Source organism: Actinomyces sp. HMT897, from assembly GCF_016626125.1.
Lineage (GTDB): Bacteria > Actinomycetota > Actinomycetes > Actinomycetales > Actinomycetaceae > Actinomyces.
The window spans coordinates 1,631,225-1,650,232 of the sequence record NZ_CP067336.1; the positions used below are offsets into that span (position 1 = coordinate 1,631,225).

14 protein-coding genes and 1 pseudogene are annotated in these 19,008 nt (G+C 72.5%); 12 read left to right on the plus strand and 3 right to left on the minus strand.

Translation table 11 applies throughout. The features are described 5' to 3' along the window. The first annotated feature begins 134 nt into the window (after positions 1–134). The 5 genes and pseudogenes from JJJ15_RS06515 to JJJ15_RS06535 form a co-directional block, all read left to right on the plus strand. Positions 135–887: a TetR family transcriptional regulator gene (locus JJJ15_RS06515; RefSeq protein ID WP_106109967.1), complete on the plus strand. Its 753-nt coding sequence runs from the start codon at positions 135–137 to the stop codon at positions 885–887. 827 nt (positions 888–1,714) lie between these two features. After that, a complete protein-coding gene (locus JJJ15_RS06520; protein ID WP_200511842.1) occupies positions 1,715–2,515 on the plus strand; it encodes a hypothetical protein in 801 nt (266 codons plus the stop codon). 80 nt (positions 2,516–2,595) lie between these two features. Then, the gene (locus tag JJJ15_RS06525) at positions 2,596–3,453 is read left to right on the plus strand and encodes a hypothetical protein (protein ID WP_200511843.1); all 858 of its coding nucleotides are present in this window, start codon (positions 2,596–2,598) and stop codon (positions 3,451–3,453) included. A gap of 14 nt (positions 3,454–3,467) precedes the next feature. Then, positions 3,468–4,124, plus strand: coding sequence for a hypothetical protein (locus JJJ15_RS06530; RefSeq protein WP_200511844.1), 657 nt, complete (start codon positions 3,468–3,470; stop codon positions 4,122–4,124). 165 nt (positions 4,125–4,289) lie between these two features. Then, a pseudogene (locus tag JJJ15_RS06535) lies at positions 4,290–4,583 on the plus strand (type II toxin-antitoxin system VapB family antitoxin); the annotation flags it as partial. A 195-nt stretch (positions 4,584–4,778) separates the two neighbouring features. On the opposite strand, the gene JJJ15_RS06540 reads toward JJJ15_RS06535, so the two are convergent. Together JJJ15_RS06540 and JJJ15_RS06545 are read right to left on the minus strand one after the other, a co-directional pair. Beyond that, positions 4,779–5,738: a hypothetical protein gene (locus tag JJJ15_RS06540; RefSeq protein ID WP_200511845.1), complete on the minus strand. Its 960-nt coding sequence runs from the start codon at positions 5,736–5,738 to the stop codon at positions 4,779–4,781. Beyond that, a complete protein-coding gene (locus JJJ15_RS06545) occupies positions 5,735–6,127 on the minus strand; it encodes a hypothetical protein (protein ID WP_106110776.1) in 393 nt (130 codons plus the stop codon). Before JJJ15_RS06545 ends, JJJ15_RS06540 begins: the two co-directional genes overlap by 4 nt. 842 nt (positions 6,128–6,969) lie before the next feature. Between JJJ15_RS06545 and JJJ15_RS13450 the strand changes: the two genes are divergently transcribed. The 7 genes from JJJ15_RS13450 (at position 6,970) to JJJ15_RS06575 (ending at position 16,896) form a co-directional block, all read left to right on the plus strand. Continuing rightward, the gene (locus JJJ15_RS13450; RefSeq protein WP_200511846.1) at positions 6,970–9,123 is read left to right on the plus strand and encodes a hypothetical protein; all 2,154 of its coding nucleotides are present in this window, start codon (positions 6,970–6,972) and stop codon (positions 9,121–9,123) included. Positions 9,124–9,126: 3 nt separating this feature from the next. Beyond that, complete coding sequence (locus JJJ15_RS13455; RefSeq protein ID WP_281433038.1) at positions 9,127–9,255, plus strand: hypothetical protein; 129 nt, start codon at positions 9,127–9,129, stop codon at positions 9,253–9,255. Then, positions 9,245–9,652, plus strand: a complete 408-nt coding sequence (locus tag JJJ15_RS06555) for a hypothetical protein (RefSeq protein WP_165271620.1) — start codon at positions 9,245–9,247, stop codon at positions 9,650–9,652. The genes JJJ15_RS13455 and JJJ15_RS06555 overlap by 11 nt, the downstream gene beginning before the upstream one ends. After that, positions 9,649–10,962 carry an EsaB/YukD family protein gene (locus JJJ15_RS06560; RefSeq protein WP_200510214.1) on the plus strand — a complete coding sequence of 438 codons (1,314 nt, stop codon included), beginning with the start codon at positions 9,649–9,651 and terminating at the stop codon, positions 10,960–10,962. The genes JJJ15_RS06555 and JJJ15_RS06560 overlap by 4 nt, the downstream gene beginning before the upstream one ends. Continuing rightward, positions 10,959–11,942, plus strand: coding sequence for a hypothetical protein (locus JJJ15_RS06565; protein ID WP_200510215.1), 984 nt, complete (start codon positions 10,959–10,961; stop codon positions 11,940–11,942). The genes JJJ15_RS06560 and JJJ15_RS06565 overlap by 4 nt, the downstream gene beginning before the upstream one ends. Continuing rightward, positions 11,939–16,051: a type VII secretion protein EccCa gene (eccCa, locus tag JJJ15_RS06570; RefSeq protein WP_246741941.1), complete on the plus strand. Its 4,113-nt coding sequence runs from the start codon at positions 11,939–11,941 to the stop codon at positions 16,049–16,051. Before JJJ15_RS06565 ends, eccCa begins: the two co-directional genes overlap by 4 nt. Before the next feature lie 236 nt (positions 16,052–16,287). Further along, positions 16,288–16,896: a LytR C-terminal domain-containing protein gene (locus JJJ15_RS06575; RefSeq protein WP_246741942.1), complete on the plus strand. Its 609-nt coding sequence runs from the start codon at positions 16,288–16,290 to the stop codon at positions 16,894–16,896. 923 nt (positions 16,897–17,819) lie between these two features. Here the strand turns inward: JJJ15_RS06575 and JJJ15_RS06580 are convergent. Then, positions 17,820–18,491 (minus strand): hypothetical protein, encoded by a 672-nt coding sequence (locus JJJ15_RS06580; protein WP_106109976.1) that lies wholly within the window; start codon positions 18,489–18,491, stop codon positions 17,820–17,822. Positions 18,492–19,008: the final 517 nt, after the last annotated feature.

Genomic DNA, 19,008 nt, shown 5'->3' on the forward strand with positions numbered 1-19,008 from the left:
GACCTTTTCGTTGCGATCACGCTGGTCGCCAGGACCCCGGCACGCTGCGAGCGCAATATCTACTCGACGGCGTTGAATATCGAACCATTATATTTTCGTAATATGAGGGCCCCGGATGACCTACCCTCAAGGACATGACCACCGACCAGGGCAGGGGTGTGCGCGGGACCGCGGACACGGGCGAGCAGGGGCGGCGTCGGCCCCGGCGGGGACGACGGGCGAGGCCCGAGGGCCCCTCCACCCGCGAGGCCATCCTGGCCGCGGCCCGCGAGTCCTTCCTCACCCGCGGCTACGCGGGCACCACCATCCGGGCCCTGGCCCGCACGGCCGGCGTCGACCCGGCACTCGTCTCCTACTACTTCGGCTCCAAGGGCGACCTCTTCGCCGCCGCCATGAACCTGCGGATCCGCGCCAGCGAGGAGATCGACGCCGTCCTGGCCGGTGACCTGCGCACCGCTGGCCCCCGCCTGGTGCGCCTGGCGCTGACCGCCTGGGACGACGAGGAGGGCGGGGTCACCTTCCGCGCCCTGCTGCGCTGGATCGCCACCGACGACGGCGCCCCGGAGGCGATCCAGGCCTACGCCACCGAGCAGATCGCCGTCCCGGTGGCGCAGGCGCTCGGGCGGGCGGGCGCGGCCCGCTCCGAGGCCCGCGAACGGGCCACGCTGGTCGGCAGCCAGGTGGTGGGGCTGGCCATGGCGCGCTACGTCCTGCGCCTCGAGCCGCTGGCGAGCGCGAGCATCGACAGGGTCGTGGAGCTCGTGGCGCCGACGCTCCAGCACTACCTCACGGGCCCCCTGACCACCCGCTCCTTCGCCGCGCCACCGGTCCCCGCCGCGGCCGGCACCACACCGACCCCGCCCAGGACACACGTCAGTATGAGGTAGAACACGCATCCCCCTCTCCCGCTCCACCGGCCTCAACCGATAGCGTTCACAGGGACCACGTTGCCAGGAGATCACAATGACCACACCGTCTCACGGCGCTCCTGGGCAGCAGCCCGGCGCCCCACCGAGGCCCGCACCGTCACGCCCCGGCGCCCGGCCGCTGGGGACACCGGCACGACGTCCTTGCCCACGTGGACCGTCCTGGTCGGCCAAGGACAGCGGTTCCCCCACCGCGTAGGATCGTCTAGCCTTCTGTCCGGGCGACGCCGCCACCCCCCCCGCGCCCCGCCGGGGAGGACGCGCGGCACGCCCACCTCAGTCCAGCCCCCGACCACGGCGCCTACCCAGCCCCTGGCCTGCGATGGCGCCACGTCCCTCACGGCGCGACAATAACGCCGCTAGTCAGTCTCATCCGATAGCCTGCGGAAGAGTCCTTCCCTGTCAGGAGACCGTTTATGACCACCTCACCGCCCTACGGATCCTCCGGGCAGCGGCCCGGTGCCGTACCCGGCCAGCCCGTGCCTCCCTACGGGGCCACACCGGGCGTCCCCACGAACCAGCCCGCGTACGGTGCCGGCACCCCGGCATACGCGGCAGGTGAAACCGAGTACAGCGACCAGGCGCCGACCATCCAGGTCCCCATCGGCCAGATGTCAGCCGGGCAGGTGCCCCCTGCGGCCCCGGGCCAGGTGCCGCCAGGTCAGTACCCGTCGGATCCGTACCAGTCGGGTCAGTACTCGTCCGGTCAGTACCAGTCGGGTCAGTACTCGTCGGGCCAGTATTCGCCGGGTCAGGTGCCGAACGGCTTCGCGCCCGGACAGGCGCCCATGGGACAGGTACCCGCCCCCGGTATGGCACCGGCCTACGCCAGTCCGCCCCCTGCCCGCAAGAGCGGCAGCAACGGGCCGGTCATCGCCGTCATCGCGGTGGTCATGGTGGCGGTCATCGGCGTCCTGGCCTTCTTCCTCATCCAGGGCAAGGACACCAAGCCCGTGGCGGACCCGACCACCGGCTCCCCCCAGGAGACCACGTCCACCCCCAACCAGGTGACCCCGTCCCCGGACACCAAGAGCCCCACCCCCACCCCGGGAGGCAACGGGACCGCGACCTCACTGAGCAGCGCCTCCAAGGGGGACTGCGTGAGCGGGCTCGTCGAGGGCACGAAGCTCTCGGACGTCAAGGTGACCGACTGCTCAAGCAGCTCGGCCACCCACAAGATCCTGGACAAGGTCTCCTCGGAGACCGCCTGCCTCACGGTAGCCGGCGCGGAGGCGGCCGTCCCCGTCAACCCGGTCGTCGCGGTCCAGTACCTGTGCATGGGCCCCAAGGACGTTGACCCGTCCCAGGGGGTCAATATCGCCAAGGTGGGCGACTGCCTCATAGACGACTCCTCCCCCAACCTGATCAACAAGGTCAAGAAGACGGAGTGCACCACCACCGGCTCCTACCCGATTCAGGTCGTGATAAAGGAGGGCGCCAACACGATCGACAGGGACAACGCCTACGACAAGTGCACTGCCGCGGGAGCCTCCAACCCGTACACGTTCTACCCGTGGTCCATGACCAGGTACGGAGACGGCAGCACGCTCCCCAACGACATCGTGTTCTGCCTGGGGAGCCCGAACTGAGAAGCGGGCCGCACCGCGCCACCTCGTCGGGTACCCAGCCGACATCCTGTGGAAGACACCTCACCAGTCAGGAGAACACAATGACCACCTCACCCTACGGCACCCCCGGGCAGCAGCCCGGTGCCGCACCCGGCCAGCAGCCCGGTGCCGCACCCGGCCAGCCCACACCCCCCTACGGGGTCGGTACACCGGGAGCCCCCACCAATCCGCCCCTGTTCAGCTCCAGCTCCCCGACCTACGGGACACCAGGCTCCGAGGCCGGGTACGGCAGCCCTGTGGGTGACCAGATCCCTGTCGCCGCAGCCGCCTACGGCACCCCGACCCCCACCACCAGGAAGCCCAGCACGATGAGGATCGTCCTGACGGCCGTGGTACTCGTCATCGCCCTGGGCGTGGGAGGCTTTGTCATCTTCCAGCAGTCCGGCTCCGCCCTGGGCCGCGCCTCGAAGGGGGACTGCGTGGCCGGGGTCGGGGAGGGCAAGGACCTCGACAACGCCAAGCGGGTGGACTGCTCGGACAGCTCGGCCACCTACCAGGTCCTGGACAAGGTATCCTCGGAGACCGACTGCCTCAAGGTAGCCGGCACGGAGGCCGCCGTCCCCACGACCAAGCGCTCCTCCGCAGACTACCTGTGCCTCATCACCAAGGGATCCGACCCGTCCCAGGGCGCCAACACCATTAAGGCAGGCGACTGCCTCAAGGAGGACTCCTCCGCCACGACCGGCGTGAGAAAGTCCGACTGCAGCTCCGGCTCCTACCCGGTCCAGGCCGTTATCACCGACCCCCGTGGCATTACGGAGGCCAACGCCTACGACAAGTGCACCGCTGCCGGTGCCTCCGACCCGGAGCAGTACTACGAGTGGGCCATGCTCAAGTACAGCAGCGTCAAGGTCGCGGCCACCGCTGACCTGGTGTTCTGCGTGGGTGCGAAGAACTGACGTTGGAGACCGTCATGACCACCGAACCGCCCGCCCAGCAGCCGGAGACGCCGGCGAGCCTGTCGACCCTCACGCGCAGCACACCACTCCTGGTCACCGTGGTGGTGCTGGTGGTGTCGGTCGTCGGTGCCCTGGCCTTCCTCGCGCTCCAGAGCCACCGGCCCGCCCTGGGCAGCGCCTCCGTAGGGGACTGCGTGGCCGGGGTGAGCGAGGGCAAGGCGCTCACGGAGGCCAGGAGGGCGGAGTGCTCGAACAGCTCGGCCATCTACAGGGTCCTGGACAAGGTCTCCTCGGAGACCGACTGCCTCAAGGTAGCCGGCACGGAGGCCACCGTCCCCACGGACGCAGACGGTGAGCAGTACCTGTGCCTCATGGCCAAGAACGCGGACGCCTCCCAGGGCGTCAACACCCTCAGGGCCGGGAGCTGTCTCATTGACGACGCCTCCGACCCGAGCGGTATCAGGAAGTCCGACTGCGTTCCCGGCTCCTACCCGGTCCAGGCCGTCCTGACCAGCAGCAAGGGTCTCACCAGCAGGAACACCCTCGACAAGTGCGCAGCCGCCGGGGCCTCCAGCCCGGAGAGGTTCTACGAGTGGTCCATGCTGCGCTACGGCGACTCCACCGTGTCCATTACCACCGACATGGTCCTGTGCCTGGGCGCGGTGAACTGACGCCCGCACACCCGTCCCCGCCGTCCCGCGCGACGGCGGGGACGCGCCGTCTTCTCACGGGGACGCGCCCCGCCTTTTTTTCAGGGGCAGGCGGCTCCTGTACCGCGTCTCGGCGCGTCCTGTGCGGTCCCCGGATGCGGGCCGCTCGCCCGATAGCATGACCCTGTGATTTTCAAGGCTGTGGGCGACTGCGCCCCCTACCCCAGCCACCAGGAGATGGAACAGCGTGACTGGTCCGCGATACCACCGCGGCAGGTCAGGCTGGACCAGCTCGTCACCACGCGCTCCACCCTGGACCTACGTGACCTCCTGGACGACGACTCCACCTTCTTCGGGGACCTGTTCGCGCACGTGGTCTCCTGGCGCGGCTCCCTCTACCTGGAGACAGGCCTGCACCGCGCCCTGCGCGCCGCCCTCCAGGGGCGCACCGCCATCCACGCCCGGGTACTGGACCTTGACGCCACGGGCCAGCAGACCTGCGCGCCGCCTCCACCCGCCCCGCCTGCTCCGACCGAGCCCACCCGCCCGGTCCGGGCACCCGGCAGGACGTCACGGGACAGCAGGGCACGGGACCGGGCGGCCGTCTTCCACAGGGTCCGGCGGCGCCGCTCCTCGGGGTCCGACGGCGTCGCGTAGGAAAGCCCGACGGCCGCCTCAGACAATGCGGGCGACGTCCTGCCCGGTCAGACGCAGGTAGGTGAACATGACCATGAGGATCTCCACGGGCACGAGGACGATCCACCCCAGGAGCGTCACAATACCCACCAGTATCATGAGGTAGCCCACAATCAGCACGGGTAGGACGGTCCCCACGTTCTCCGTGGCCAGCACGCAGGAGCGCGCAATGGCCTCGAGAGGGCCGACCTCCTCGCACAGGACGACCGGGACCGTGAAGCACAGGAAGTAGGCGATCACAAAGGACGTGATAAAGATGTAGGGGACCCGGTTGGCGATCTCCATTACCACGGTGCACACTATGACCGCCAGGACCGCGCGGGCCTGGCCGGGTACGAGGAAGAAGTCCCGGTAGCGCAGCACCCGCCCCGCAGCCAGGACACGTGCCGCGTTGGTCAGTCCTATTACCCCCAGGGAGACCATGAGGACCAGCTCACCGGCGCAGGCGTAGACGGCCACCTGCGAGCGCGTGACCGGCAGGTAGACCACTATCCAGGTCAGGACGCCCAGGGCGGCCAGGACCCAGGTCACCAGGCCGGCCATAACGACGGGAGAGGAGACGAGGGCGGCCCACCCCCACCGCCAGGCCTCACCCAGGCGGGGCTGCCGCGGGTAGCGGGGGGTGTACTGTCGGGCCCTTAGGGCGCCACGTGCCGGGTGGCGGGTGGCCGGTGACCTGGTGCCCGGACGGGAGGCGGGCTCGGCGGGGGCGCTGGGACAGGCCCGTAGCGCAGCCATATAGGGGTCGTCTCCCCCACCGGGGTCGTTCAGGAGGATCCCCGGCACCAGGTCGGGGTCCACGCCGGGGCCAGCGGTCCCATCGACCCCACCAGGGGCAGCAGCCCCCGGCCACCCAGGCCCTGCGGTCCCTGAGGAACCGGGCGCGTTGACGCCGTCGTCCTGGGAGACGGGCCGCCCGGAGGCCGGGGGCGTGCTCATGCGCTCATCCACTCAGGCGTGGCGCTGGGGTCGCGGGGGAAGAACTCCAGCTCGGTAGCGCAGTCCTTGTGCGTGACGGGGTCGGAGAACTGGGGGAAACGGTTGTAGTCGAAGTCGGAGACGAGACGGTAGTCGGGGGCGCTCATGCCCAGCCTCGCCCACGTCCAGGCCCCCCCGCCGGGGCGGGCCATGACGGCGCGCAGGTGGGCGGCCTCCTGGACCAGGGGGCCCGGGACGGTGTTCTCCTCGGTAGAGCCCCGCTCGCACTGAGCGTGGGAGCGGACGCTCGCCCGGCCTCCCAACGCCTCGACCTCGATGACGACCTCGGAGGCGTCCACCGAGCGCATCCACTGAGCCAGGCCGTTCTGAAGGCTGTCAACTGCCTGCATCTTCGCCTCAAAGGACCACTGGGCACTCATTGTGCTTCACTTCCTGTCTCCCAGAATCTCTGGGTGGGGTTGAGGATCAGTACGGCCATGCTACGAGGGCGACCGTGACAATTGCGAGATCTACGACGGCGGAGAGTCGCGGCGTGTTCCGGGCCAGGACGGACGCACAGGCGACCAGACGCGCACGTCAGAGGGGCTGCGCGGAGGTGGACGGGCACGAGGCCACCACGGTGTGCCTAAGATGACAGGTTGAGATCCTGCTCCTACGTGCCCTTTCCTGGAAGGAGCGGAAGAGGCCGGATCGACGGCATCCGGGTCTTAGGCCGTCTCTGAGCGAGAGGAGACACCTATTACTCCCAGGGTATTGCCAGGCTATTCCGACAAGTCCCCTGACGTACCAGGACGCTGTTCTTAGGGCTAGGGGAATGGTGGTGCCCGAGGTTCTTGCCGTCACCTACCTGGCGGCAGGGCGCGCAGCGGTCCACCGGGCGCGTCCCAGCCGCCTGCCCCCGGTCGGGCGGTCGGCCGCTGGCCCGGGTCGGTGCGGACCCGGCTGGGCCTGCCCCGGGTCGGGCGCGCTGGACGGCCGCCCGCTGCCCGGCACGCGGGTCGGAGGCGTCCTGCCCAGCGGGCACACAGGGCCGACAATGACGCTCCACACACTTATTTGTCACATGTTAAAAAACTGTAAACACAATATGTGATAATCAAAAATGAGGAAGAAGCCGGTGGTCCGAACGCCTTGTCGGTCTCCTTCCCGAGCTACACCTCCCGCACAGGGGCATCCTCCCGTTAGAGTGGAGTGACAAACATGCTGCACTGGCTACGGAGAGGAGGAGACGGTGAGCTCAGCAGCCGTCGGCGCCCAGACCCCCGTGCTCACGGTGTGCTCGCAGGCAGACCCCCGCCGGGTGGTCGCCAGTGTCGTCATCGACGTCGTCCTCCTGGCCGCTCCCGGCGTCCTGGCCTACGTCCTGCCCGGACCCGCCGTCGTGCGCCTGGCGCTGGTGCTCTGCACGGTGGTCACGGTCGTCATGACCGGCTACGCCCACATGCTGCACGGACGGGCGGCGGGAGGGGCGATCCTGGGACTGCGCACGGTGGACCGGTCGGCGGGCCTGCCGACCGGGACCTACGAGGCGCTCATCACCCCCCTGCGCGGCGGCCAGAGCGCCCACGCCATCACCCTGAGCACCCGCCCGGGGCCGGATCCGGTTCGCGGGACACTGGCGACGCTGGGCCACACGACCAGCCCGCAAGCGGTCTCCCAGCCCCCGGCCGCACCCACCCCCGAGGTAGCCTCCACCCCCCTGTCGGCGTCCTCCGCGCCGCTGCCCCCTGAGGCCCCCGCACCCTCCCCGGGTCCTGGCGCGCGCCTCTCCTCCGACACCGCCATCCGTCCCTTCTCGGGCCCCGCCACACGTCCCTCCTCCGACACCGCCATCCGCCCCTTCTCGGGCCCCGCCACACGTCCATCCTCCGACACCGCCATCCGCCCCTCCTCCGACTCCGACACCGCCGTGCGCCCCGGTGTCATAAGCCCGGCCCAGCCCGGCCACGCCCCCGCACCGCCTCCGAGCGAGCTGGCGGGCACCGGGGCAGGCCGTGCGCCCTCCCCGACGGCACCGGCCTCCCCGGCCTCGCCCACCGGCGCACCGGCGTCGGGGGACTCCCCGGCATCACCTGCTGGCTCCCCGGCCACGCCGACCACGACCACCCCGGCCGCACCGGCCAGCACCTCCTCGTCCCACCCCCCGGTGACCCTCGTCCGCGCCTCCGCCCCCACCCGGGTCTCGGTCATGCCCTCGGGCTCGGCGACCAAACGTCCCGGAGCACCTACGAGCCCCGCGACCATACCCACCCGGACCTCGGTCATGCCCGGCACGTCCCGGACCTCGGTCATGCCCAGCACGTCCCGGACGTCGGCGCCGCCAGCGGGCCCCACGGCACCCGCCCGCGGTGCCCCGCGGCCCGCCCCGGCACCTCCTCCGGCCCCGGTCCAGGTGACCATCACGTCCCTGCCCGTACCGGCCCCTGCCGACGACTCCGCCACCTCCCTGCCCCCCCTGGTGGTCACCGGGGCGGCCATCACGCCCTCGCCGGTGGCACCGCCCCCGCCGAGCTCGCCCCCGCCACCGGCCGCGTCGGCGCCGCCCAGCGCGGCCCCGGCGTCGCCCTCCTCCCCGGCGACGTCCTCGCCCTCCGTCCCCCGGCGCTCCACCCGCGCCCTCCTGTCCGAGGCCGGTCCGCGCGCACGTGCTACCGCGGACGTGGACACGCTGCGCCGCCCGCCCCGGGAGGACCCCGCCGCGACCTCCGTACGGATGGAGCCGCTGGCCCTGCCCACACCCACGTCGCCCTCCCCGCTCCCGGCGTCGCCCACGACCCGGACCCCCTCACCCACGATGTCACCGAACGCCCCAGCCCCCTCGCTGTCGTCACCGGCCACCCGCCGGGCGGGCCTGTCCCCCTCGACGGCCTCGCTGCCACGCCAGGACCCGCAGTCCACCCTGACGTCGCTACCCGCCCCGACGTCGCCCGCCGCCAACCGGCACGCCCAGCCACCCGCGTCGCGCTCGCGCTCGCGCGCCCAGTCGCCAGCCCGTCACGCCGCCACCCCCGAGCCCGCCGAGCCCGTCATGCCGCCAGCCCCCACGCCTGCCGAGTGGAGGATCCGCATGGTCGACGACAACGGCTGGCAGGCGGTCATCACGCGCCCCACGATCCTGGGCCGGGCGCTACGGCGACGCTCCGGGGGCGCGGACACCGCGCTGCTCACCGTGCCCGACACCAGCGAGTCGGCCTCCAAGGAGCACGCGATGCTCAATATCCACAACCACCTGCTCGTGGTCACCGACCTCGGCTCAGCCAAGGGCACCACCATCCGCATGCGCGACGGCAGGACCTACCCCTGCACCGCCCACCAGCCCGTAGCCACGCCCCTGCCCAGCGTCATCTCCCTGGGCGGCTACCAGCTCTCCCTGACCGAGGAGTGAGGCGTGCCCACCTACCCCCTGCGCCACGGGCGGGCCGACGGCGCCTGCCCTGCCGCCAGCACCCCGCGCGCCCTCACGGGCTCCCGGCGCCCCCGCCACGCCCCCGCACCGGGAGCCCGCCGTGCCGCATGAGAACGACTCCGCCGTCCTGGACTCCGCCCGTCTCCACACCAGGCGGCTCATGCAGGCGCTCCAGTACGGCCACCAGCCGGTACCGGTCAGGCGCTCCCTGCCGCTCCTGGTCGCCTCCCTGGTCGCCGCCGCCGGGCTGAGCGCGGCCTGCGTGGGCTACTCCTTCATGGCCGCGGACCTGGACCCGCCGCCCCAGCACCCGGGCACCGCCGAGACGGCCGCCGCGGAGGCGCCCGAGGCGGAGGCACCCGACGCCCCGGCCCAGCCCGCGGCGGAGGCACCCCCCACCGCGGCCGCCTCCGCCCTGCCCACGGCCCCAGGCACCGCCTCAGGCGCCCCTACGCCCCGCGCCTCCACCTCCCCGGCACCGGCCGCGGCCCCCAAGGAGAAGCGATGATCCACTACACGCGCGTGACCATGGTCACCCCCAGCTCCCGCGCCGAGGCCGTCCTGCCCTCCGACGAGGCCGTCGGCACCTTCCTCCCTGGGCTCCTGCACCTCCTGGGGGCGGACACCGAGCCGACCGGCGGCCCCCTGTCCCTGGTCCGCTGGGACGGGGACGTCATCGACCTGGAGCAGGACCTGGAGACCCAGGACGTCCTGGACGGCGAGGTGATCCGCGTGGTCGCCGACGACGACGTGCCCCCGCCCACCGAGGTGACGGACATCAGCAACGCCCTGGCCGACGCCTCGGAGTCCCACCCGGGGTGGCGCACTGAGGCCGACCGGATCACCTGCTACAGCCTGGTCACCGCCGTCCTGACCGCCGCCACGGCCTGGATGTGCGTCGAGCGACTGAGCGAGTCCTGGAGCACCCTGGTCCTGGTCCTGCCGGGCCTGGCGGCGGTGGCCCTGGGGGCCGGGGCCCACCGGGCGCTGGGACGGCGCGCCCAGGGGTTCGCCACCCTGCTGTCGTGGAGCGGCCTGGGGTGGCTGCTGCCCCTGGCCTGGAAGTGCGCCAGCCCGGGGGCCGAGCCCCGGGACGCCAGGACCGTGCTCGGGGCGCTCCTGGCCGCCGGGGCCGTCTACGCCCTCGGCCGCGGGCGTCCCGGGTGGGCCGCCGGGGGCGCGCTCGGGCTGGGCCTGGAGGTCCTGTGGATCGCGGCCTCCGCCCTGGCCCCCGGCAATATGCTGGCCCGCGGGGTGTTCGGGGTGACGGCGGCCGCCCTGCTCGGGGCGCTGCCCTGGATGGCCCTGCTCCTGTCGGGGCTGTCCCGCCTGGACCACGACGTCCTGGCGGGCACCCGGCCCCGGCGCGAACGGGTCCAGCGCAGCCTGGTGGCCGCCCACGACTCCATGATGGTCGCCTGCGTGCTCCTGACGGTCGCCATCGCCTGGGCCGCCTCCGACCTGGCCTGCCTGCCGAGCACCTGGGCCCGCGCCCTGGCGGGGACGCTGGCGGCCCTGCTGCTGCTGCGCAGCCGCGCCTTCCCCCTGCGCGTCGAGGTCGCCACCATGTGGATGTGCGCCATGGCGCCCCTCCTGCTGCTGCTCTCTGCCGTCCCCGCCCTGACCACCCGCGTGCTCGTGCTGGCGGGGCTCGTGGTGCTCCTGGCCCTCTCGGCCCTCTACCGGCCGACGGCGCGGGTACGGATCCGCCTGGGCCAGGGGTGCGACCTCCTGGAGTCCCTGACCATGGTGGCCACCGTCCCGCTGCTGTGCGGCCTGGCAGGGGTCTTCACCTACCTCCTGGGCCTGTTCTCATGAGCGGCCTCATTGCCACGTCCAAGGCCTCCGAGCACCCCAGCCTGGCCAGCATCCTGCTGACCGGTGCGGCCCGGGGACGGCGAGAGGCCCAGCAGGACGCCGTCGCACTACGCACCCCCCTGCCCCTGCCGTGCCGGGTCCTGGTGGCCCCCCTGGGGCGGGGCTGCGGGGCCACCACCCTGGCGCTCCAGCTGACGGCGATCATCTCACGTGCCCGGGGGCTGCCAGCGCTCCTGCTCTCAGGCTCCTCAGGGCCCCGCAGCGCCGCCGACCGGGTGAGGGGCTCGCGCACCTGGCCCCCGCCAGGCTCGGGAGCCGCCGGTACGCCCCGGGTGCCGGACCCGGACGACGACCCGCCCGGGGACCCGGACACCTGGCCCCAGGGCGTACCCCGCGTGAGCACCACCGCCCAGGCGCGCGAGCTGGCCGGCACCGGCCCCGACGGCCTCATGTCCTGCCTGCGCCTGCCGCCGCTGAACGGCACCGAGACCGCGACGGCGCAGTGGACCGGCGCCCGGCGCGCCCTGGCCCGCTTCTTCGACCTCGTCCTGACCGAGACCGACCCCCTCCCCCTGGCCACGCTAGGGGCCATGGCCCTGGTCCACGACGTCGTGGTGCTGGTCTGCCCCGCGCGCCGCGAGGACGTCGAGCGCGGGCGGCAGCGTGCCGACGGCCTGCGCTCCGGGCTGGCGGGCACCCCCTGCCCCGCCCACGTCCTCCACGTGGTGGTGGCCACCACCGCGAACCCGCTCGTCCCGCCGCTGGCGCCCGGGGAGCACATGATCGCCTTCGACAGGCGCCTGGAGGGCGCGGCCACGGGACGCACGACGCCCCCGGGGCTGGTGGGGCCGCGGGCGGCGCGCGACATGACCCACCTGGCCGCCGACGTCGTGGCCTCCTGCGCCCGCCGGGTCACCCACCGGGACCCGGCCGTCCCGGCACCGGGGAGCAGGACCACCCCGTACCGGGAGGCCCTATGATCCGCACCGTGACCCGCCCGGGCCGGACGACTCTCCCGGTGAGCGCGCCGCCGCCCCTGGAGATCCCGCCCCCTCCGCCCCTGAGGGAGACCGGCACCCGTCAGAGCGTCCCCTTCCAGATGCTCGTCCTCCTGGTGGGGGCCGCCAGCGCCCTGGTCATGATGACCGTGCTGCGTTCCAAGCCGGTGTTCGCGCTGCTGGGGGCCTTCGTCATGGCCCTGACGGTGCTGGGGGTGCTGGCCGCCCAGCTCTCCCGCCGGGCCGGGCAGGGCCAGGAGCGCCACAACCGCCGCGAACGCTACCTGGAGGCCCTCGACGAGATCGACCACCAGGCCAGCGAGGTCGGCCGGGAGCTGCGGCGCCAGGCCTTCGCGACTCACCCCGAGCCCACCGCCCTGGCCGTGTGGGCCACCTCCCGGGCCCGCCGCTGGGAGCGACGCCGCCACGACCCCGACTTCCTGCAGGTCCGCGTGGGTACCGCGGAGGCCGCCAACCCCCTGGTGTCCATGCCCCGGACCCTGCCCGCCGAGCTGGACCCCATGCTCGTCCTCGAGGCGCAGGTCCTGGCCGGCCGCCACGCCCTCCAGCCGGACCTGCCCGCCACCCTGGACCTCGACTGCGCCGGGGAGGTGGCGGTGGTGGGGCCGCGGGAGGCGACCACGGCACTAGCACGGGCCCTTGTCACCCAGGCGGCGGTCCTCCACGCCCCCGAGGATCTCCACCTGGCCCTGGTCTTCCCCCAGGAGCGGGAGCAGGCCTGGGACTGCGTGTCGCGCCTGCCCCACCTCAGGATGCGCACCGAGCTGGACGGCCCGGTCTTCCGACGCCGGGTGGCCCCCTCGGTGAGGGAGCTGGCCGGGCTGCTGGGCGCCGAGCTGCGGGAGGCGGCCGAGACCACCACGGTCTGCCGCACCCGGCTGCCCGGCCAGCCGGCCTTCCCCGGACCGCGCCTGGTAGTGGTCAGCGAGGACCACGGTGACGCCCTGCCCCTTCCCCTGCCCGAGGCCACGCTGACCCCGGCCGACGTGGGCGCCACCGTCATCCACCTGGTGACCGACCGGCGCCACGAGCCCCCGGGCCTGGGGGTGCGCCTGACGGTGCGCGCGGACGGCGACGTCCTCATTGAGGACCTGCGGCCCCGGGGCGGCGGCGGGCCGGGGCGGGCCTGCTGCCCCGTCAAGGCGCTGTGCCGTCCCGACCGGACGGGCCCCGCCCTGGCCGAGGGCGTGGCCCGGGCGCTCGCCCCCTTCTGGCTGGGTACCTCGGGGGACGGGCAGGGTCCGGGCGGGCAGGAGGCCGCCGTCGGCGACCTGCTGGAGGTCGGCGACCCCGGCGGCATTGACACCGCTACCAGCTGGGCGCCCCGCCCCCTGCGGGACTTCCTGCGGGTCCCCGTGGGCAGTGACGACTCCGGGGCCCCGGTCTACCTGGACCTCAAGGAGTCCGCGCAGCTGGGGGTGGGTCCCCACGGCCTGTGCGTGGGGGCCACCGGCTCGGGCAAGTCCGAGATGCTGCGTACCCTGGTGACGGCGCTGGCCGCCACCCACCCCCCGGAGGACCTGTCCATGGTCCTCATGGACTACAAGGGCGGGGCCACCTTCGCGCCCTTCGCCTCCCTGCCCCACGTGGCGGGGCTCATTGACAACCTGGGCAAGGACGCGGCCCTGGTGGAGCGGGCCCGGGCCGCGATCGTGGGGGAGGTGATCCGCCGTCAGGAGCAGCTGCGCGACGCCGGGAACTGCCCGGACATCACCCGCTACCGCAGGCTGAGGGCGGAGGAGGCGGGCATGCCCCCCATGCCCCACCTGCTGATCGTCATTGACGAGTTCAGCGACCTGGTGGCCGTCAACCCCGACTTCGTGGACCTCCTGCTGGCGATCGGGCGGATCGGCCGCTCCGTGGGGGTCCACCTGCTGCTGTCCTCCCAGAGGTTCGAGGCCGACCGGCTGCGGGGGCTGGAGGCCTACCTGTCCTACCGGATCTGCCTGCGGACCTTCACCGAGGCCGAGTCCCGCGCCGTCCTGGGCACGGACGACGCCTTCCACCTGCCCGCCGCCCCCGGGTTCGGCTACCTGAAGGTCGACACCTCGGTGTACACCCGGTTCCGCTCCGGCTACGTCTCGGGCCCCGTGGGGAACCTGGAGGAAGATCTGCCCCAGCCCGCGGAGGCCAGCCGCTGCGGGCCCGCGCTGCTGGGCGCCTACAACGGCCTGTCCGCCACGCCCGGGCCCATCGGCACCGCACCCGCCCGGCGGGGCCGGGGCGCCCGGGTGAGCGTGGTGGACACGGTGGTGCGCCGGCTGCGGGGACGGGGGACGGCGGTGGCGCCCGTGTGGCTGCCCCCGTTACCGCGCCGCCTGTGCCTGCCCCAGGTCTACGGCGCGCCGCTGGTGCGCTCCGACGGCGTCGTGCGGGCCCCGGAGACGGCGGGGGCCCCGTGGGCGGCGGGGTTGCGGCCTACCGTCCCCATTGGCCTGAGCGACGACCCCACCCGTCACCGTCAGGAGCCGTGGCTGCTGGACCTGGGCGTCGGGGGCGGGCACGTGGCGGTGGTGGGCGCCCCCCGCAGCGGGCGCACCACCCTGCTGTGGACGCTGGCGACCTCGGCGGCGCTGACCACCAGCCCCGCCCGCCTGGCCTTCTACGGCCTGGACGCCACCGGGGGGTCCCTGGCGCGCCTGAGCACCCTGCCCAACGTGGGCGGGGTGGCCACCCGGGGAGACCGCGGCCGGATGCGGCGGGTCATGGACGAGGTGGTGGGCACGCTCGATGCCCGTGAGCGCGCCTTCGCCCGCCACCACATTGACTCCCTGGAGATGCTGCGCTCCGAGCACGCCGCCGGGCGGATACCCGAGCTGGCCAGCGCCGACATTGTGCTCCTGGTCGACGGCGTCGGGCGGCTGAGGGCGGACTTCGAGGAGCTGGAGGGGCCGCTCGACGAGCTGCTGCGCCGGGGCGGGGGCCTGGGGGTCCACGTGGTGGCGACCATGACACGCAGCAACGAGCTGCGCGTCTCCCAGCACCCCCTGGTGGGGACGTGGCTGGAGCTGCGCCTGACCGACCCGGCCGACTCGGCGGTCTCCGGGAGGCTGTCGGCGACCCTGAGGGCGGGCACGCCGGGCCGGGCGCTGCTGCCCGACCAGCTGTTCGCCCAGGTGTCCCTGCCGGTGGAGTCCGTGGGGACCGGGGGCACGCGGGCCGACGCCGCGGGAGGCGGGCCCGGAGGCGCCAGCGGCGGGCCCGGTGTCGTTGGCGCTGCGGGCGGCGCGGGCGGCATTGGCGCCGCGGGCGGGGACGTGGGTGACGCCCTGGAGGCCCTCGCCTCGGAGATGGCCGCCTCCTGGAAGGGACCCCGCCCCGCCCCGGTGCGGGTCCTGCCCGACGTCATCGACCCCACGAGCCTGTCCGGCCCCCTTGCCCAGCCCGACCGCCTTCCCCTGGGCTTGTTCCAGGACACCCTGGAGGAGGTGCTCCTGGACCTGGGCCACCGCGACCCCCACCTGCTGGTGCTCGGGGACGCCGGGTGCGGGAAGTCCACGGTGCTGCGGGGCGTGGTCAGGGGGCTGGTGGAGCGCCGTCGGCCCGACGAGCTCGTCATCGCCCTCTATGACGTAAGCCATAGCGTAGTGTCCGCCTGCCCGGAGGAGTACCTGGGGGGGCACGCCACCTCCGAGACGACGGCGGTCGCGCTGTCCTCCTCGATCGCCTCCGAGCTGGAGCGGCGGGCTGGCGCCCTGGGGCAGGGGCGGCCGGTCGCCGGGCCGCAGATCGTGCTCGTGGTCGATGACTACGACGCCGTCGCCTCCGGGGGGCGCGGGCCCCTGGGACCGTTGGCAACCTACCTGCCCTCCTCGCGCGAGCTGCGGCTCAGCGTGGTGGTGAGCCGCCCGGCGGCGGGGACGCAGGCCGTCTACGACCAGGTCCTCCAGGCCCTGCGCGACGGCGGCGCCACCAGCTTCCTCATGGACGGGGAGCGCGGGGAGGGCAGCCTACCGGGGGTGCGCCCCGAGCGCCTGCGCCCCGGCCGGGGCTGGTGGGTGCAGCGAGGGAGCCGGCCCCGCCTGGCGCAGGCCGCCGCCTTCCCGCCTGCCGCCGGGAACGTACGCTAGCCATGGCCGCACCGGCTGCTCCCCGCGCCTCGGACGTACCTTAGTCATAGGAGACGTGCCCGAGTGACGGAAGACGTACCTTTACAGTACGTCTCCCGTAACGAAGGTACGTCGCCGACGGCGCACCCCCCGCTACCGGCATCCCCGTACCTGTGACGCGCGCCCTGTGCCCGACACCCGCCGCGTCCCGTCCCGAAAGTGTTTCAGACCGTAGGCCAAGACACTACTGTGGAGGTGTGAGCACCCCCGTGGACCCTCGAGTTGCCTACCGCCGTCGTATGCAGCGCCGCCAGACCATTGTCATCGGATCCCTCCTGGCTGGCATGGCCCTGGTGGCGGTCCTGGCCATGGGCATGTGGTCCGGCGTCGTCCCGGTCCTCTACGAGCCGGGCTTCTCCAGCGCCACGCCCAAGGACCCCGCGACGCCCCCGGTCTGCCCGCCCAGCGGCGCGGTGAGCGTGGAGCTCTCCAGCATTACCGCCAACGTCTACAACGGCAGCGAGACCGCCGGCCTGGCCGGTGACGTCGCCAAGACGCTCTCGTCCGCCGGGGTGACCGTGGCCAACACCACGAACTGGCCTCAGGGCTCCTACGACGGCGACATCCTCATTACCGCCTCCAACGCCGGGCTGGTCAACGCCTACACCATGGCCCGCGCCTTCACCGGCAATGTCACCGTCCAGATCGACGCGACGGCTGACCCCACTGACACGACGATCTCGGTGGTCCTGGGCAGTGAGTACAACTCGTCGATCCTGAGCGACGACGCCATGCGGGTCCTGGCGGCAGGCGAGTCCCTCATCGCCCCCAACGGCTGCGTGGCCTCCACCAAGTCCCCGTCCTAAAGAGGCCTTTGTCGGCAGTTGCTCTCACCTTCCCAGAAGACCTAGAAGGCGGCTGCGGGGGGTGCCTGGGCTGTTGGAGGTGTCTCGGGGCGGAGTGGAGCTGTCCTGGGTCGTGTGCCGGGAGCGGCCTAGGAGACCGGGGTCTGTCGGGGTGGGGTGTCCGGTGGGGCGTGCTGTGTGGGGTGGGCGCTTGGGTGTGGCTTCCGGGGTCGTCCGATGACGTGCTCGGCAGTCCGCGCTGTGCGGACCGCCAGGCGCACCCCGCACCGCCGGGCGCACCCCGCACAGGAACCCGACAACCACACCCAGACCACCCACCCCTGCCTGGGGTCGCTGGCCGCCGCCTGAGACCGCTGACCACCCCTGTAAAACGCCATCTCAGGGAGGTGAACGCCATCTTGGGCGAGTGAACGCTACTTTAGACAGGTGAACGCCATTTTGAGGAGATAAACGCACACCTAGGCGGCGTTCATATTCCCTAGATGGCGTTCACCTCTCCGATAGAGTGTTCACAGTTCCGAGACAGCGTCTATCTCCTCAAAACGGCGTTCACCTCCTTAAGGTAGCGTTCATTGATAGCCCAACGACAGGCCCTCGCAACCACCACCAGGCTGGCCTGCTCCGCGGAACCGGTGGGCGGGACCATAGGTCCTCCCCACGACCACCGGCAGGGTCTAGTGTGCGCGTTAAGGTATGTTTGAAGTGCCGAGTCCTCGCGACCACCGGTGAGGTATGGGATCTGGGCGGGGTAGCCGGGGCGCCAGGTCGGGTCCTCGCGACACCCTCACAACGGTGCGGTGAGGGACATCGGCAGCCCACGCCGGGAGCAGCGCGGAAGGCGGTGGCCACGGGCGAACGTGACGGGCACGTCGGCGGCCCACGCCGGGAGCAGCGCCTTGGGCGCCCTTACCCCGTGGGCGCCCTTACCCCTTCAGGCCAGCCGCGGCAGCCTTGAACTCGTCAGCGGACACGGGGGCGGCCTGGCCGCCGTCGCGGACCCTGGTGGTCCACATGAGGGCGGTCATGGTGCTGCCCTCGGTGGCGATCGCTATGCGTGCGCACACCGATTCCTTGTCCTTCGTCCCGCACGTGGTGAAGACATCGGCCTTGTGCCCGCCCAGGTCAACGGTGCCGTCGGCGGTGACGGCAGCGGGCGTTCCGCTCGAGTCGGAGACGTTGCTGGCGGTGGCCTGCTTGGCAATGTCCTCGGCCGTGGCGCCGCCGGGGGCCGTCGAGAAGCCGACCACAATGCGCTGGTTCCTGTCCGCGCTCAGGAACTCCAGGGAGTCCGAGTACTGGTTGTCGAGCGTGAACCCGGACGGGGCCGTGAACGTCAGCTTGCCCTCCAGCGTCCCGCTCGCGCTCCCTCCGGCGGAGGTGGGATCTGAGCTGGTGGCAGCCGATGCCCCGGTAGAGGCGGACGCATCGGCCGACGTCGTGGCATCCGCCTCGGCTGAGGCGGACGGGTCCGCAGTCGTGGACGCCGAGGAGCCGCTGGCTTCGGCGTCGGTGCCCTGGGAGCCACCGGAGCAGGCGGTCAGGGAGGCCACCAGCAGGACGGCGACGGGCAGGGCGGACAGGGAAGTAATACGCATGGGAGTCCTTTGGGCTGTAGGTCCTAGCCCGCTCACGGTAGCCTGGCTCGAACCGGTCGGCAAACGCTCACCGCGCGCAGGACCGTCGGTCGCGTCACCTCCATCACCACCCGCCGTGGCGCAAACGCTCACCGCGCGGGGCCGTCACCCTGCGTGGGCATACCCAGCAGGAGCCTGCCGCAAACGCTCACCGCGCGGGACCGTCAGGTACCCGGACGCTCCGGTTGACACCCGCAGGTACTCGCCGTACGCGGGGCAGCCCCGTACTCGGTCCTACGCCGGGCGGTCCCGCGTACGGTGCTGGTCGACGCCCACTGCGCACGCCCTCACGCCGCAGCCGTCAGCCTCACCGCACGCACTGCCTCACTGGCCGAGCCAGCCCGTCAGTGGGTGAGATCGCCTCCTCAGTGCACAAGACGACGACCTCACTCTATAGAACAGGCTCCTCACTCTACACAGTGAGGCTGTCACTGTATAAAGTGAGGGCCTCACTGTGTAGAGTGAGGCTGTCACGACA

What these genes read in the sequence shown, in the direction of transcription:
- JJJ15_RS06515 (WP_106109967.1), top strand. Translation starts at nt 135, where the DNA reads ATGACCACCGACCAGGGCAGGGGTGTGCGCGGGACCGCGGACACGGGC.
- JJJ15_RS06520 (WP_200511842.1), top strand. Translation starts at nt 1,715, where the DNA reads ATGGGACAGGTACCCGCCCCCGGTATGGCACCGGCCTACGCCAGTCCG.
- JJJ15_RS06525 (WP_200511843.1), top strand. Translation starts at nt 2,596, where the DNA reads ATGACCACCTCACCCTACGGCACCCCCGGGCAGCAGCCCGGTGCCGCA.
- JJJ15_RS06530 (WP_200511844.1), top strand. Translation starts at nt 3,468, where the DNA reads ATGACCACCGAACCGCCCGCCCAGCAGCCGGAGACGCCGGCGAGCCTG.
- JJJ15_RS06540 (WP_200511845.1), bottom strand. Translation starts at nt 5,738, where the DNA reads ATGAGCACGCCCCCGGCCTCCGGGCGGCCCGTCTCCCAGGACGACGGC.
- JJJ15_RS06545 (WP_106110776.1), bottom strand. Translation starts at nt 6,127, where the DNA reads ATGCAGGCAGTTGACAGCCTTCAGAACGGCCTGGCTCAGTGGATGCGC.
- JJJ15_RS06560 (WP_200510214.1), top strand. Translation starts at nt 9,649, where the DNA reads ATGATCCACTACACGCGCGTGACCATGGTCACCCCCAGCTCCCGCGCC.
- JJJ15_RS06565 (WP_200510215.1), top strand. Translation starts at nt 10,959, where the DNA reads ATGAGCGGCCTCATTGCCACGTCCAAGGCCTCCGAGCACCCCAGCCTG.
- eccCa (WP_246741941.1), top strand. Translation starts at nt 11,939, where the DNA reads ATGATCCGCACCGTGACCCGCCCGGGCCGGACGACTCTCCCGGTGAGC.
- JJJ15_RS06580 (WP_106109976.1), bottom strand. Translation starts at nt 18,491, where the DNA reads ATGCGTATTACTTCCCTGTCCGCCCTGCCCGTCGCCGTCCTGCTGGTG.